Consider the following 16,086-nt stretch of genomic DNA (forward strand, 5'->3'; position numbering starts at 1 on the left):
AAATATTTAAGAAAAGAGGAATTAAAATATGGATTGTATTTTTTGTAAAATCATTAACAAAGAAATGGAATCTAAGGTATTTTATGAAAATGAACATACCCTAGCCTTTCTAGATATTTTCCCAAACAGTGATGGTCACTCTTTGGTTATCCCAAAAAAGCACTTTGAAAACTATGAGCAAACTGATGATTTCTATCTACAAGAAGTTGCCAAGACTAAAAAAATTGTGGCTAAAATGTTAAGAGAAAAATTGAATGCAAAAGGAATGAATTACGTCTCTAATCAAGGTTCAGAGGCCTTTCAAATGGTATTTCACTATCATGAGCACATTATCCCTAAATTTGTAAAAGAGCAAGGATATGGCTTTAAAATAAACAATAAACCGGAATATTTAAGCGATATTGACAAAATCTATAAAAAATTAAAATAGTTACTATATGTAACTATTTTTTTTATAAAGTTTTTATTGTATTAATTAAATTAATTGTAGTTCTTCAATTTTTATTTTAATTCTTTTGTTCTCATAAACTCTTTAAATCAATGATATGATTTTTTTAAAAATCTATCACCTGTTCCATTATGATAGTCATCATAATCCACATAGACAATTCCATAACGCTTATCAAATTCACTTGTTGAGCCACTTACTAAATCAATTGAAGTTCACATTGTATAACCAAATACATTTACACCATCTTTAATAGCTTCGTTAATTTGAAGAAAATGTTCACGATAATATTCAATACGATAATCATCTTCAACTGTCATATTTTTATCCAATTTTTCAATAGCGCCAATCCCGTTTTCAGAAATAAATAACGGTAATTGATATCGATCTCATAGTTGATTTAACTCATAGCGTAAGCCTACTGGATCAATTTGTCATCCTCATTCAGTTTGTTTTAAATACGGATTTATTCCTCCATCAATTAAGTTCCCTTGGCTTTGACCAACATTTTCAGTAACTGAAGTAGTATGAGTTTGATAATAACTAAATGAAATAAAATCAATTGGGTTATTTTTCAACAGTTCCATATCACCTTCTGCAATAGTAAATTCAATGTTGTTTTCTTTAAAAAAGCGCTTAGAATATCGTGGATATTCACCTCTTACCATTACATCAAAGAAAAATCATTTACGAATTTGCTCTTGTTTTAAATTATTAAGAACATTGATTGGATTACAATCATAAGAATATGTTGTCATATCAGATACCATACACCCAACTTTAATATCAGGATATTTTTTTGCAAATTTAATTATTTCTGCTTGAACAATAAATAAGTGATGTAATCCTTGAAAGGACTTTCTTATAATATCCATATGATTATTGGTTTTTTCACTAAAAAAACCTAATCCTATATGTGTATGCATCAAACAAATATTTAATTCATTAAAAGGTAATCAATATTTGACATATTTCGAAAAACGCTCAATTAATGTTTTAGCATATTTAACAAACATTTCAATAACTTTGCGATTTAATAAACCATTGTACTTTTCAAGAATTGGATAAGGAAAATCAAAGTGACTTAAAGTTACCATAATTTCCATATTTTGTTTGCGACATTCTTTAAAGACACGTTCATAAAAAGCAAGTCCTGCTTCATTTGGAACTTCTTCATCACCATTTGGAAAAATTCTAGCTCATGAAACAGAAAGGCGATAAATATTCATACCAGCATCTTTCATTAATTTGATATCTTCTTTATAGCGATTATAAAAATCATTTCCTAAACGCTTTGGATAAGTTTTAGTGCTATTGGGATTAAGTCCATCCAAAAAATCTTCTTTGCCCAAAGAGCGAATTTCAGAAAGGTCTTTTTTATTTTTTAATTTAATATATGGAATTAAATCAGCTACAGTCAATGATTTACCATCAATGTCATATGCTCCTTCAATTTGAGCTGCTGAACTTGCAGCACCCCATAAAAAATCCTTATCTTCAAATTTCATTATATTTTTTCTCCATTTGTTGCAATTAAATCTTTATATCAATAAAAGCTATCCTTTTTATATCGTTTCATATCTTTTAAATCAAATTCGTTTCGATTTACATAAATAAAACCATAACGCTTTGAAATTCCCTCATGAGTAGAAACTAAGTCAATTGCACTTCAGGGCATGTAACCAATAATATCTACTCCTTCATTAATTGCTTCTAACATTTTTGAAATATGCTTTTGATAGTATTCAATTCGATATGTATCATGAATCTTGCCATCTTTAGTTAACACATCTCTTGCACCTATTCCATTTTCTGTAATCATTATTGGAAGATTATATCGCTCATAAACTTCACGTAAAGTATTCTTAAATCCTTGAGGATCTATTTCTCAACCAAATTGAGTTTTTTCTAAGTTTGTATTTTTTACAGCTGCAGCAAAATTTGGAATAGTATGTCCACTTTGTTGGTCCTGAGCTAATTTAATATTTGTCTCTTCATTGGTCATTTCAACGGTCATTGAAGAATAATAATTAAAGGCAATAAAGTCTGGTTTTGCTCTTTTAATATCTTCCATATCTTTTGGATCAATTAAAAAAACCTCATTATTTTTTTTAACAAATTCTAAAAAAGTTTTACTGTAGTGACCCTTACAAGCAATATCTAAATAGACTCAATTTCGCACAAGATCCATATTTAATTTAGCTGTATAATCAATTGGCTTTGAACTATTTGTATAGATACATCCTAAGTTTGGAGCTGGTCCTATTTTTGCATTTGGTAGCATTTCATGACATAAATTTATAGCACGTGCTTGAGCTACATTTAAGGCGTGTACTATTTGTCATCGATTAATTATTTGATTACTTTTTAATATACCAATTGCTGATGATGCCATTGCAAACATATTTAATTCATTAATTGTTAATCAATATTTAACTTTACTTCCATAAGCTTCAAATAAAACTTTACAGTAATTTTCAAATAACTGTATAAATCTTTTATCTGTAAACTTACCATCTTCAAAAATAAAATTGGGAGCATCAAAGTGATAAATTGTTACAACAGGCTCAATTTTATATTTTATTAATTCATCAATTAAATCACTATAAAATTTAATTCCTTGCTCATTGACATCACCTTTAAGATTTTTCATAATTCTTGGTCAAGAGATTGAAAAGCGATAAGATTTCATTCCCATTTCTGCAAATAATTTTACATCCTCTTTTCAATTCTTATAATGTCCAGAAGCATCACGAAAGTCAGTAATATCTTTTGAATAGTTGTCTCTATTAGCAACATCATCCATTATTGAACTAACTTTACCATCTTCAGATATTGAACCTTCAACTTGATATGCACTAGTCGAAGCTCCTCATAAAAAGTCATTTCTAATTTTACTCATAAATTTTATCTCCATTTTCTAAAATATACATTCCGCCATAACAAGCAGCTTCATTTTTTAATTTAGCAACTTCTACTTTATTTTTGGCATCTAAGTTTTGATAAAGAATACGTCCTTCATAATTAAAGTTTTCAAGTTCATTTAGTTTTGCCTTTATTAAATTAACAAATTTTTCATTATTGCTAATTCCCCCACCCAAAGTAAGTAAGTCATAATCAAGAATAAAATCCAAATTAATAATTAATTTAGTAAGACCAGTAACTAGTTCTTCAAATAACTTAAGCATGATCGGATCTTTTTGTTCATATAAGCTAAAAGCCTTTTTACCATCAATAAACTCTTCTGCTTTAGTTGCCATTTTATATTTAAATAATACTGCACCAACTCCACAGTAAGCTACAATTGGTAAATTTTCTTCAATACTTAAACTGAAAAACCCTTTGCCTATTTCTCCTGCTTTAAGCGTATTTCCTTTATAAATTTTATTATTAATAATCATAGCTACGCCTAATGCAGTTCCAATTGTTAAATGGATCTGCGTTTTAATTTTTGAATCATTGCGATAATAATATTCTCCAATTAAAGCTGCTCTTGCATCATTTTCAATTATAAATTTTTTACAATTTTTATACTGTGAAAAAATTTTTGGAAGATCTAAATTTACATTGCAAATTGCTGAATCGCTTAAAACCTGTTTGTTAACTGAATCTACAATTCCTGGTATTAAAATTGCTAATTCAAAATTATCTTTTTCTAAATTTAATATTTTCTTGATTTCTTCAATAACTGTAATTAATTCTATTTGAAAACTTATTGTATTTCTCATTCTTTCATTTTGCTCAAATTTTATTATCTGAGAATCAATCTTTTTTTGATTATCAAATAAGATAAATTTAATTCCCATACCACCAATATCAAATGTATATCTTCTCATTTTTATCCTCTCAGCATTTTAAATTCTTTTTCAAAGTTTAAAATATTATCATTTTGAACATCTAGTTCATAATTAATACGTAAAGCATTTAAGGCATTATTATAATTATTTTTTACTTGTTCTATCTTATTTTCTCCAATTTTTTGTTTATATTTATTTAGAACTTCTGATACTTCATTTAAATTATTTGATATTAATAAATCTAAAGTTTTAAAATCAATTTCCTTTTCAATTAAAAGCAATTTTTTTTCAAAATCTGAAACATCGTATTTTTCAATTAGTATTTTATATTTTGAAATAAGTTTATTTGCTTTTTCAATTTTATTTTCATTCATAAGTTTTTTACCTTTAAGTAAAATTCTTTCTTTTGCCTTTTCAAGTTTGCTATTTAACATTTGAATTTTGGTTCTAACTAGTACTAAGTTTTGAATTTTAATCTCATATTCCTTAATCATCTTTTCATTCATACTATTTAACATTTTATTTATTTTATAAACCTCTGTTTTAAATTCCAATGAACTTTGTCCGTCTTGTAATTTAACTAATTTCACTAAGTTATTTGTAACTTCTTTTACTAATTTTTTTTCTGATTTACGCTCTTTAAATCAGAAAACACAAATTACTCCTGATAATAAGAATGAACCAAGACAACAAAAAGTATACATTAAACCATTTGCTAAAGGTGAGATGTCGGATGTGCCCCCTAAGATTGGATCAGAATAATATCCAATTAGTTCCAGAAAGCCCCATCCCGTTTTAGCCCTTGTTGTTATACCTAATAGACCAGATAATGTACCAAATACAAAGGCTCCTATGATCCCAGAATATAATGGTCGACGTTTAGGTAAATTAACTTGATATAGAATTGGTTCTGTAACACCAATTACAGCAGCTGTTATAAGTCCTATACTCTGATTTCGCAGTTTAATATTTTTTGTAACAATTATGACAGCAACTAAAGCTCCAAACTGGGCAAATAATGAAATTCCTCCAGCTACACCAATTTCAGTTTGTCCTCCATTAATTATATGGTCAAGAAATTGAACCATTGCTAGAATACTGTGTATACCAAAGATAATAGCAATTTGTCAAAAAGCCACATAAAATCCAATTCCTAAACCGAATGGTATATTTTTAAAATAGAAAACAAAAATGGCCATTAGTGCTTCAATTACGTTCCAAATTGGGCTAAAAATTAAAAATGCAATTGGTAATGTTGTTATAAATATTAAAAAGGGTCTACCAATTAATTCCAATGAAGGAGGCATTCATTCTCCAATTTTATCATCCATTTTTTTAGCCAATAAAATTGTTGGTAAAATTACAAGTGGTTTAGTATTCATCCCATTTAAACGAACTTCGGAAAGTTGTTTTAAAAAAAGAGTTACTGGATTTTTTGGATCAAGTGGTTGATCTCATAATTCAAAAATAACAATATGTTCTCCCATTCCATTTGGTCCACCACTTACAAACAAATATGGTGAACATAGAATTGCACCAATTCCAATTCCTATTACTGGTCTTAGTTTAAAATAATCAGAAGTAGATCATGCAATCATTATTCCTAACATAACAATTGATGTTCTTGCCATTATAAATATCATTGCTCAAATTACAGGAGCATTTAATAAATAAATAGTATCTCCAGTCTCTTTTGTGGGGTCAGTTGTAATATCTGGCATTCAACCCAATTGTTGAAACATAGCTATTGCTGCTTGCAATAAACTTAATCCAACCAAAAATGGCAATATTCTAAGTATAATTGCCATTATTGTTCCAAAGAATAATGAAACTTTTGGTTTATTTGATTTTACTTTTTCTTTTAAAGCAAAACTAACATCACCTGAATCATTTATTTCTCCTATTGCATTTTTTAACTTATATACATCTGGACCAATAATTATTTGTAACTCGTCACTGCTTCATATAACACTTTTAACAATTTCTTGCTCTTTTATTTTTTTTAGATCAACTTTATCTTTATTTTTTATTTTGAATCGTAATCTTGTAGCACAATTATAAAAGTTTGTATAATTTTCTTTTCCTCCTATAAATTCATTAATTTTACGACCTACTGCTATATATTTACTATCTGTTTCAAAAAAAGTATAAGGATCTATACTTTCATTATCTAATTTTTTTTCATCCTCTAAATTAATTTCACAAATTAATTCTCCCTTTTTATAAATTCTTTCTTCAAAATATGGTATTTTTATTTTTGGATCTTCAAACACTATTGGTGTTTCTGTTAAAATATTTAACTTTTCTAATTCAATTATTTCAACAGAAAATAACTTTGTTTTTAAATCAACCTCCTGATTTATTTTTAAATCAGTTTCAAAATATTTACCATTTAAATTCACACTTTCCAGTCCACAATGAAGTAATACATTAAAGCCTTCAACTTCAAATTTATATGCATGCTTTGTATTAAATATCATTTTCACTTTTGCATTAAAAAAAGGTGAAAAAAATATGTTATTTTTAGGAATTATTAAAATTCCATCTCCTAACATTTTATTAGCAAAGGCTTCATCAGAACATTTTTCAACACGTTTAACTTCACAATCAACTGGAGCATAAAGTTTTATACTCATTTATTTACTTCCTCCTCAAATAGATAATAGTCCATTAATAAAAGTAAATAAAAAACTTTCCCTTTCGGAAAGTTTTACTTTGATTCAATCTCTTTTGCAAGTTCGGATATCAAAATATATAAAGCTAAATTTCTATAAATATTTGATTTATTATTACTAAAATAATCCAACTTTAAAGAATTATTGCAATTCAATATTTTTGTATCATAGTTTGTTTCTGAAGCAATTAAAAAATTTTTTGATGGATTTGTTTTATTATTAATTAATTTTAAATATGAATTAAGTGTAAAAATATCTCTACCGTATAAAAAAACAATATTTAAGTCCTCACTATCAATTTCTGGTTCATTAAAAATATTAAAATTTTTATAAATTACTAAGGGGCGCTTATTATAATTTACTAATATGTCTTTTAAGCCCTCTGCAATTCAAACTGTTTGTGCAGAAGCAAAAATATTAATATTTTTAGTTACTTTTATTTCCTCTGCTAAATTTTTAATAAACTCATAATTCACTCTACATCACATTTCAATTAAATGAATAATATTCATTTTTAAATTAGCTTTATTAATTGAATCATATAAAAAATGTTCACTTTTTAGTTTAGAAATAAAGAGCTTATAATTTGGTTCTCCAATATTTTGAATAAATTTTGTGATTTTTGATTCTGAAACAAAACAAATTTTAGCAAGTTGTTTTTGAGTCAATATTTGTTTTTTTCTCATTGCATTTATAACATTAATTGCAATTATTTTATCGCTTGTGTTTTTATATTCTCTTGTTAAATTTTCCAATTTTGAAAAAATTGATTTCATACATAATTGCTCCTTGTATTTTCTCTATAATTTTAAATTAAAAAAATAAAGTTTAACAAAATAACAAATTTATAATATTTCTTTAGTAATATTTAAAAAATAAAAACATAATCTTTAGATTATGTTTTTATTTTTGAAGATTTACTTTTATTTCTTTTCTTAATATGATTTAAATAGCTTCTACCATCTTCAGAAAGAATTCTTGAAGTTCAAGCTCCCTCTTCTACTTTGGATAGTTCATCATTAATTTTATAAATTCTTGCATCTAATGAATCTAAAGAAGAAATAATAACTGCTTCAATTAATAAAGGTTCTACAGGTGAACCATACTCATTTTTACCATGACTTGCTAATATTGCATGTTGTAGCTTTAATACATCTTCATTGTCTTGTAAACCCAGTTGTATTGCCTTGTTTGAGACAAATGTATTACCTATCGAGATATGACCTAATAGTTTACCTTGATCAGTATATTCTGAAGCATTCTTACCTGCCATTTCAAGTACTTTTCCTATATCATGAAGAATTGTGCCACAATATACTAATTCTCAGTCAATATCTGCATATTTATAAACCTCTCTTAGTGCTTTTGCACCCATTAATAAAGAAAAACTATGTCAGAATAAACCACCAACTACATTATGATGAATACTTACAGCAGCTGGAAATGTTTTAAATTCAACTTCGTATTGTTTTAAAATTTCCAAAGTTATTGTTTTATAAGTTTTATTTTCAAGACTGTTTATAAAGTCAACTAATTTAACATAATTAGTCTTAACATTAATTGGAGCACTAATACTAAACATTTCTTCATTTATACTATGCTTTTGATAATCACCTTCATTAATAATTTCATATGAATTAACTTTTAATTGTAATTGTTGTCTATAAACATTTGTAACAGCCTCTATTTTTACAATTAAGCCTGTTTTTAATTCATCTAGATCTTTTTCAGTAGAATTTCAAAGTCTTGCTTCGATTCTTCCAGTCATATCAACTAAATTTAAAATTAAGTAATTAGCTCCATTATTCCCTGTTGATAAAATTGCTTTTTCTATTCTAGCTATTAAAGTAACTATTTTACTATCTGCATTAATTTCATTAATCATTTTTATACTCCTCAAAGATATTCTAATTTTAACAAAAAAACACTATTGTTTAGTGCTTATTTTATTATTAAATTAAGAAACCCGGATTTTTTAAAATACTTATAAATTCTTTTCCAAACATTATTGCATCTTCAGGTTCCAAACTATTTTGATTAAATGCAAAATTTATTTTTACATAATTTGTTAAACTACCATCATCTTTAAACGAACTTGAGATTGATGAGATATAAATTGACAAGATTGAATTTTTATTTAGGCCAAAATTAGCATTATCCAATCCAAAGTTTGAAATATCATATATTGCAACTTTAACTTCTTTATCTTTAACTAGATTATTTTTATGTATTTCTTTTGAAATATCTAAAATGCTTAAATCATCGCTAACTTTAACAACAGTATCTTTTACTGAATAACCATCAGTTTTTACTAATCTTACAAGTGAGTGATTTGAATCTAATTCTTCAAATTTAGTTAAAGCTCTTTTTAATGCTTTAACATAAAAGGCATTAAGTTCTAAATCAATATTTTCTTCTTTTGAAGGTTCAATCATTAATGTTTGTAAACTTATTAAAGCAGTTATATCCAATTTAAATGAAAAGCTACCAATATCTGTTTTATCTACAATAACTTTTTTTTCTATTGTTTTTGATACAAGTTTACTATTTTCTGAAGACATTAATTCAACTTCTTTTAATTTAGATTCAATAGTTTTTGACTTTTCCTCTATTTTTTTTGTTAATGAATTAATTTTTTTATCATTGTTTTCTTTACTTTCTTCTATAAATGATGAAACTGTTTTTTCTAATTCTTTAACTTTATTAGATAATTTTTCATTATTTTTTAGAACCTTTTGGAATCTTTCGTAGTCTAATTCTTTTAATAAAACAGAGTTAGACTCTTCAACTTTATTTTCTTCTTTTATAATATTTTGTTTTTTTTCTTTTACTTCTTTCTCAACTTTAATAACATTTTTTTGTGAATTACTTCTTGAAATTTCTTCTAAAATTTCAGATTGAGAAACTGTTGAAATGTCATCTGAAAACATATCATCATCTTTAAAATTATCAGAATTTTCATAGATAACTTTTTTTGTTATTGTTTCAGAAACAATAACTGGACTTTCTCTTAAATCAAAAGTAGAAGTTTCTCTTGTTATTGTTTTAACAGGAGCAATATCTATTTTTGCATCTGCGATAGGATCTTCTGTAAATTCTTCTTCAATTTGATAGTCAGTATCTATAACTTCATCAATTAAGTACTTTTTATTTTCAAAATCATTAAGAATTTCTAATTCTTCTTCAGTTGCAGTTTTTGTCTTTTTGTCTTTTTTTGATTTTACTTCTTTAATTTCTTCTTCTGGTTCATCTGGCTCACTTATTAACTTTTCTAAGTACCCAAATTCGCTTAATCCATCTTTTAATGTTTCATTCATATTTGATGGTTTTTTCAATAAATTTTTCATTTCTTTATAAGAGAATATATCAAATAAAGTATCTCCATGCGAAACAATTAATGATTCAATTACATAAATGTTTCTAATTACTCCATCTGTTGTAGAACGTATATCAAATTTTTCAAGTTGTGTTGAAATTGTTGCTAATATTTCATTTTTTTTGACTGGTTGGCCTTCTTTAACTAATACTTGTTCTACAATACCCTTATATTTCTTGACATTCTTAAATTTTATTTTTTCCATAAAGAACCCCTTTAGTTAAAGTGCTAATAAAACACTATATTAATATTTTACACTACTTTAATCAACTATTGAAGTTTTTTATATTGACTCAAAGAATAACTTATTATTCTCAGATAAATCGATAATTCTTCTAAGACATACACTAAATAATGGGGTTGTAATATAACTTTTAATTGGTAAATTGCGACATTGAATTGTTAATCTTTTTACTAAATCTCAAATATTAGTTACTTCACCTCTATATGTTGCTAAAATTGGACCAAATTCCTTGTATAAAAGCATTGCATTTATTATTAGATACATAAAAATTGAAGTTATTATACCTAGTGAATTATGAATTGCTAAATAAATATATGAAATTAAAATATCTTCTAAAATTGACTCTAAACTAGATTCTTCAATTAAACAGTTTTCAAAAAATTTAGTCATTTCTTCACTTTTCTCATTGATAAATTTTTCATTTTCAAAAATATTGCCGTTTTCATTCTTTTCATCTAAAAGTAAGTAAATTTCTCTATAATCAGATCAATTAAATGCTCATTTATGATGTGCAGTTTTTATAAAATTATCCTTAGTTTCAATTATTTTAGTTCTAATAATTTCTCAAATTTTTAATAAATTGATTAGATTTTTTCCATAGATTTCTTCTGAATCATCTAAAAGATACTCACCATTTGCAATTAGTTCAAAAATTTCTTCTTCTGATATTTTAAAATCATTATAATACGAAAGACTCGATACTAATCTTGAACCAATTTCAGCTCATACTCGCTTATCTCTATACAAATAAAAAACCTCCATTTACATCATTTTATAATTTAAACTAAATAAAGTCTTTTATTTTATCTAAAGAATTTTTATATATATAAAAATATTTTTCTTCTTTTGAAGAAAAACTTAGAGTTGGGTCAACCTTAATTAAACCCATATTCGATTTCATTGGTTTTAATTTTTTGTGATTGGAATTTGTAATATAGTTTATTAAACTTCCCAAAACAGTATCTTCTGGAAAGGGTATAAATTTACTTTCATTAATAAAACTAATAATTCCTCTGCTTGCAACTAAACCCGAAGCAAAAGACTCAATATAACCTTCTACTCCTGTAATTTGGCCTGCAAAAAAAATATTCTTTTTTCTCATCATTTGTAATTTATTATTAAGTATTTTAGGTGAATTTATAAAGCTATTTTTATGCATAACTCCAAATCTTCTAAAAACAGCTTTTTCAAGTCCTGGAAGTGTTGAAAAAATCTCTTTTTGTTCCTTTCAAGCAATATTTGTTTGAAAACCTACCATATTATACAAATTATCCATTGCATCATCTCTTCTTAATTGAACAGCTGAATAAGGCTTAAAACCATGAATATCTTCCAATCCATTTGGTGACATTGCTGATTTTAATAATATTTTTTTTGAAGTTTTTGCCAATTGTTCTATTGGTTGGCAGCCCCTAAAGAAAATTTCTTGTTCAAAATCTTTAAGTTCCACTGTTTTTGCATTTATTAATTTATTATGAAAAATATCAAATTGTTGCTCATTTAGCGGAATGCAAATATAACTATTATCATTCTTATATCTTGACTTATAATAAACTTTTGAAAAGTCTATTGATTCTTTTTCAATTATAGGAGCAGATGCATCTAAATAAAATAATTTTTGTTTACCAAGTAATTTTTCCAACTCAATTTTAAATTCCTTTGAACATAAAGGACCACTGGCTATTAAAATTATTTCTTGTGTATTTAAGTTCAAAAACTCTTCTTCAAATACTTTGATATTTTTATGATTTCTAATTCTTTCATCAACTAAATTTGAAAAAGCAGTTCTATCAACTGCAAGTGCATCATCAGAAGGAATTTGAGTTTTAAAAGCACAATCTAAAATAAAAGAATTCAAAAGCTCTAATTCCTTTTTTAAAATTCCAACAGCATTTTGAGTTGAAAGACTTCTGAAAGTATTTGAACAAACTAACTCAGCAAAAGTTTCTAAAGTTTGAATTTCATTTTTTTGAATTTTTTTCTTTTCATATAAGTGAACATTAATTCCATTTTCTGCTAGTTGTCAAGCAGCTTCACAACCAGCTAAACCAGCTCCAATTATATTAACTTTCATTAATTTGTCTCCAATAACTCATTTATTCTTTTATCATTAACACTTTCATCTCAACTTTGATTATTTCTTACACATGATCCCACATGAATATTTTTTGATATTTTTTTTAGACTAGAAAAATTTTTTTGATTAACTCCTCCACCAATTAATATTTTAGTATTTAAGTTAAGAGTAGCAAGTTTTTTTATAACTTTTTTACCCTTTTTAATATCTTTTCCACCACTTGTTAAAACATTTGTTATACCTAATTTATCTAAAATTTTAAATGCTTCTATAAAGTCTTTTACTTCATCAAAAGCTTTATGAAAAGTTATTTCTAAGTTTCCTTTATGTTTAATAACTTCGTTTAAAAAATCAACATCAATTGTAAGGTCTTTATTTAAAGCACCTATAACTATTCCATTTGCTTTAGTTGTTTTAATAAATTTAATTTGTTCTATCATATCTTTTTTTTCTTTATCAGTATAAAAAAAATCTCTTGATGTATTTCTAACAATAATATTTATTGGTAACTTTGATAAATCACAAGCATATTTAATATCTTCTAAAGCTGGTGTTAATCCACCAACTTTTAGATCCTCACAAAATTCAATTCTATTAGCATTAGAATTGTTTATAATTCTTATATCTTTAAAATCCTTTGCAATTACTTCTAGTAACATCTTATAAATATTCCTCCAACACTCTTATTTTATCTAACTTTTCTCAACTAAATTCTTTTTTTCCAAAATGCCCATATTTACTTGTTCTGAAATATACTGGTGATTGTAAATTTAGGGTTTTTATAATTGAACTAACTTTAAAATCAAAATTTTCATTTAGAGCCTTATAAAGAATATCCATAGATACTTTATTTGTTCCAAAAGTTTCAATCAATATAGAAATTGGGTCAGGTTTTCCAATCGCATAACTTACTTGAATTTCAACTTTATCTGCCAATTTTGCAGCGACAATATTTTTAGCTGCATATCGGCACATATAAGCTGCACTTCTATCTACTTTACTTGGATCTTTTCCAGAAAAAGCTCCTCCACCATGGCGAGAATATCCTCCATAAGTATCAACAATTATCTTTCTTCCAGTAAGACCAGTATCACCTTTTGGTCCTCCAATAACAAATCTTCCTGTTGGATTAATTAAAACTTTAAAGTCTGTATTTAATCCATATCTTTTTGCAATTACATCCATAATATTACTTTTTATAAATTTTTCAAAAAGCTCTTGATTATAATTTTCATCATGCTGAATTGACATTAAAATTGTATCAATTCTTGGATTTTTTTCATTTGTATAATCTATAGTTACTTGTGATTTCATATCAGGTTGAGCTCATTTAAAAGCACCATTTTTACGCAATTTTGAAGCGATGTGAACTAAATCATGAGCTATTTGAATTGAATAAGGCATATATGTTTGAGTCTCACTATTTGCATAACCAAACATTATTCCTTGGTCTCCTGCACCCATTTCTTTTTTTTCAACACCCATTGCAATATCTGGAGATTGTGTGTTAATTTTAATTACAATCTCACATTTTTCTGGATCAATACCTGTTGCAGCATCTTTATAACCTACTCTTTTTAAAACTCATTTTGCAATGCCAGCATAATCAACAACTGCTTTTGTGGTTATTTCCCCACCTATTAATAAATAATTTTCTGTTACAAAAGTTTCACAAGCAACTTTTGAATTTGAATCTTGTTTTAAACATTCATCAAGTATTGCGTCACTTATTTGATCACAAATTTTATCTGGATGTCCCTCTGAAACAGATTCACTAGTAAATAATTTTTTCATATTTTATTTTCTCCTTTTAAAAAATGAAAACTTCTCCAACAAAAGAGAAGTCTAATAAATCTCATCGTTGGTTTCCCCTTAATTTCAGCACCTAATTTAATAGGTTGCTACTACCTCATTGAGTTGTTTTCTCTCAGTAGTTCTAAATAAGAATAATTTTAAGTTTTACAAAGTAATAATAACAAATTTTTATATATTTTTTACAATTAATTCAAATACTTCTTCTGATTTTTTAGTATTTAATAAGTAATGTTTTTTTTCTTTTATTTTCTCTAAAATATATTTATTTTTATCTAATCTTGATAAATATTTAGCAATTTTTTTTGGGTCACAATAAAAATCGTTGTTTGAAAGAAATAATACAATTTCTATTTCACTGTCATTAATATTTTTAATGGCTTTTCTATTAATTCTTTTTCATAAATAATACTCTCTAACACTCCATAAGTTTTTGGTTATATTTTCATCTTCTAATTTTTTGGCATACTCCTTTTCATCAGTAAAGTCTAACCCATTTATTGGAACAATCAATTTACTTTCTGCTTTAAAAAGTGTCCCCCATCAAAGTTTTATATAAAAACCAAAACTTTTTTTATAAGGATTATTTAATCTTAATGATGAAGAAATTATTTTATATACCTTTTTGTTTTTTGAAAAAAATGAACAAATAGTACCTCCAAAACCTTCTCCTAAAAGAACTATTTTAGAACTTGGATTTGCTTCACTAATGACATCGATAATTTCATTTAGATCAGCAATTGTTGCACCAAAACTAAAATGGCTATTTATTTCATTTTCTCCACAATTTCTTTGGTCAAAAGAAACCAGAGAATACTTATTTTTTTGGTTTTTTCTTAATCAATTCTCTAACTTATCAAAATCTTTTCTATTTCTATAGATATCATGAACTCCAATAATAATATACTCACTTTTAGGATCTATTTCTCCAAATCATCTTAGCTCATAGCCTGAACTAGTTTTAAACATTTTTTTCTTTATAAGTTCACTTTTAACAATTGGAGTAGATTTAAATTTAATTTTATTAAATTTAATTATTCTTGCGCTTAAAGCTAAAAGAAAAATAAAGAGAAAGGTTCCTAACATAATATAAATAATTATGCTAAGTAAGTTTCAAACTGCCACTCAAATTTCCATAAAATCACCTTTTTTAATTATAAATAAAAAGCACTTAAAATAAGTACTTTTTATAAATTCCTTTTTATAAATTTTTTAGTCTTGATGTGATAATTCTAGTGCATAAACATCAAATTGACCCATAAATCAAAAAGCATAAATAACATTTTGTTTTTTAATTAAAAAATCACTATTATCCATAATATTAATTGCTTCATATACGACATTACCTGCATCTTGCTCTAAATTAATTCTCATTGTTTCAAAATTATAAACTGTTGAACGACCATACATTTCATTTTTAAGTTCTACTTCAACTTCACTTAAAACTCTCTTATAAGTTTCATTATATTTTTGAAATGATTTTAGTCTAAATTGAATACTATCACAAACACTTTTTACTTCGTTATCTAAAGCAAATAGGCATTCACGTAAATTTCTAAGTCTGTCCTGTCTTTTCATAATTTTCTCCCTTAAGAATAAATATTTTATATTTTTATTATACACAATTTAAAATACAAAATATTTTCAAGCTCAATAC

At 25.7% G+C, this 16,086-nt stretch carries 14 protein-coding genes and 1 riboswitch; of the genes, 1 reads left to right on the forward strand and 13 read right to left on the reverse strand.

The genetic code is table 4. The annotated features are described in order from the left end of the window. The first annotated feature begins 28 nt into the window (after positions 1-28). A complete protein-coding gene (locus tag SCANT_RS04140; protein ID WP_053946462.1) occupies positions 29-430 on the forward strand; it encodes an HIT family protein in 402 nt (133 codons plus the stop codon). 71 nt (positions 431-501) lie between these two features. Here the strand turns inward: SCANT_RS04140 and SCANT_RS04145 are convergent, their stop codons facing one another. From SCANT_RS04145 to SCANT_RS04205, 13 genes are all read right to left on the reverse strand, one after another. Further along, positions 502-1,956, reverse strand: a complete 1,455-nt coding sequence (locus tag SCANT_RS04145) for a glycoside hydrolase family 1 protein (RefSeq protein ID WP_053946463.1) — start codon at positions 1,954-1,956, stop codon at positions 502-504. Then, positions 1,956-3,365, reverse strand: coding sequence for a glycoside hydrolase family 1 protein (locus SCANT_RS04150; RefSeq protein WP_053946464.1), 1,410 nt, complete (start codon positions 3,363-3,365; stop codon positions 1,956-1,958). The genes SCANT_RS04145 and SCANT_RS04150 overlap by 1 nt, the downstream gene beginning before the upstream one ends. Further along, complete coding sequence (locus SCANT_RS04155) at positions 3,343-4,284, reverse strand: ROK family protein (protein ID WP_053946465.1); 942 nt, start codon at positions 4,282-4,284, stop codon at positions 3,343-3,345. Before SCANT_RS04155 ends, SCANT_RS04150 begins: the two co-directional genes overlap by 23 nt. A 2-nt stretch (positions 4,285-4,286) precedes the next feature. Then, complete coding sequence (locus tag SCANT_RS04160) at positions 4,287-6,881, reverse strand: PTS glucose transporter subunit IIABC (protein ID WP_053946466.1); 2,595 nt, start codon at positions 6,879-6,881, stop codon at positions 4,287-4,289. Positions 6,882-6,955: 74 nt separating this feature from the next. Beyond that, a complete protein-coding gene (locus SCANT_RS04165; protein ID WP_053946467.1) occupies positions 6,956-7,696 on the reverse strand; it encodes a helix-turn-helix domain-containing protein in 741 nt (246 codons plus the stop codon). Between the two features lie 119 nt (positions 7,697-7,815). Continuing rightward, positions 7,816-8,805, reverse strand: a complete 990-nt coding sequence (locus tag SCANT_RS04170; RefSeq protein WP_144416890.1) for a 3'-5' exoribonuclease YhaM family protein — start codon at positions 8,803-8,805, stop codon at positions 7,816-7,818. Positions 8,806-8,872: 67 nt separating this feature from the next. Next, on the reverse strand, positions 8,873-10,501 hold the full coding sequence (locus SCANT_RS04175; RefSeq protein WP_053946468.1) for a biotin/lipoyl-containing protein: 1,629 nt from the start codon (positions 10,499-10,501) through the stop codon (positions 8,873-8,875). A 78-nt stretch (positions 10,502-10,579) separates the two neighbouring features. Beyond that, on the reverse strand, positions 10,580-11,287 hold the full coding sequence (locus SCANT_RS04180; protein ID WP_053946469.1) for a hypothetical protein: 708 nt from the start codon (positions 11,285-11,287) through the stop codon (positions 10,580-10,582). Positions 11,288-11,324: 37 nt separating this feature from the next. Further along, positions 11,325-12,614: a methylenetetrahydrofolate--tRNA-(uracil(54)-C(5))-methyltransferase (FADH(2)-oxidizing) TrmFO gene (gene trmFO, locus SCANT_RS04185; protein WP_053946470.1), complete on the reverse strand. Its 1,290-nt coding sequence runs from the start codon at positions 12,612-12,614 to the stop codon at positions 11,325-11,327. Next, positions 12,614-13,276 (reverse strand): copper homeostasis protein CutC, encoded by a 663-nt coding sequence (locus SCANT_RS04190; RefSeq protein ID WP_053946471.1) that lies wholly within the window; start codon positions 13,274-13,276, stop codon positions 12,614-12,616. The genes trmFO and SCANT_RS04190 overlap by 1 nt, the downstream gene beginning before the upstream one ends. Before the next feature lies 1 nt (position 13,277). After that, positions 13,278-14,411, reverse strand: coding sequence for a methionine adenosyltransferase (gene metK / locus SCANT_RS04195; RefSeq protein ID WP_053946472.1), 1,134 nt, complete (start codon positions 14,409-14,411; stop codon positions 13,278-13,280). Positions 14,412-14,469: 58 nt separating this feature from the next. Beyond that, positions 14,470-14,564: riboswitch (SAM riboswitch) on the reverse strand. 36 nt (positions 14,565-14,600) lie between these two features. Continuing rightward, the gene (locus SCANT_RS04200; RefSeq protein ID WP_053946473.1) at positions 14,601-15,566 is read right to left on the reverse strand and encodes an alpha/beta fold hydrolase; all 966 of its coding nucleotides are present in this window, start codon (positions 15,564-15,566) and stop codon (positions 14,601-14,603) included. Between the two features lie 75 nt (positions 15,567-15,641). Beyond that, positions 15,642-16,007, reverse strand: a complete 366-nt coding sequence (locus tag SCANT_RS04205; RefSeq protein ID WP_053946474.1) for a hypothetical protein — start codon at positions 16,005-16,007, stop codon at positions 15,642-15,644. Between the last annotated feature and the right edge of the window lie 79 nt (positions 16,008-16,086).

This window comes from Spiroplasma cantharicola (assembly GCF_001281045.1).
GTDB classification, from domain to species: Bacteria; Bacillota_I; Bacilli_A; order Mycoplasmatales; family Mycoplasmataceae; genus Spiroplasma_A; species Spiroplasma_A cantharicola.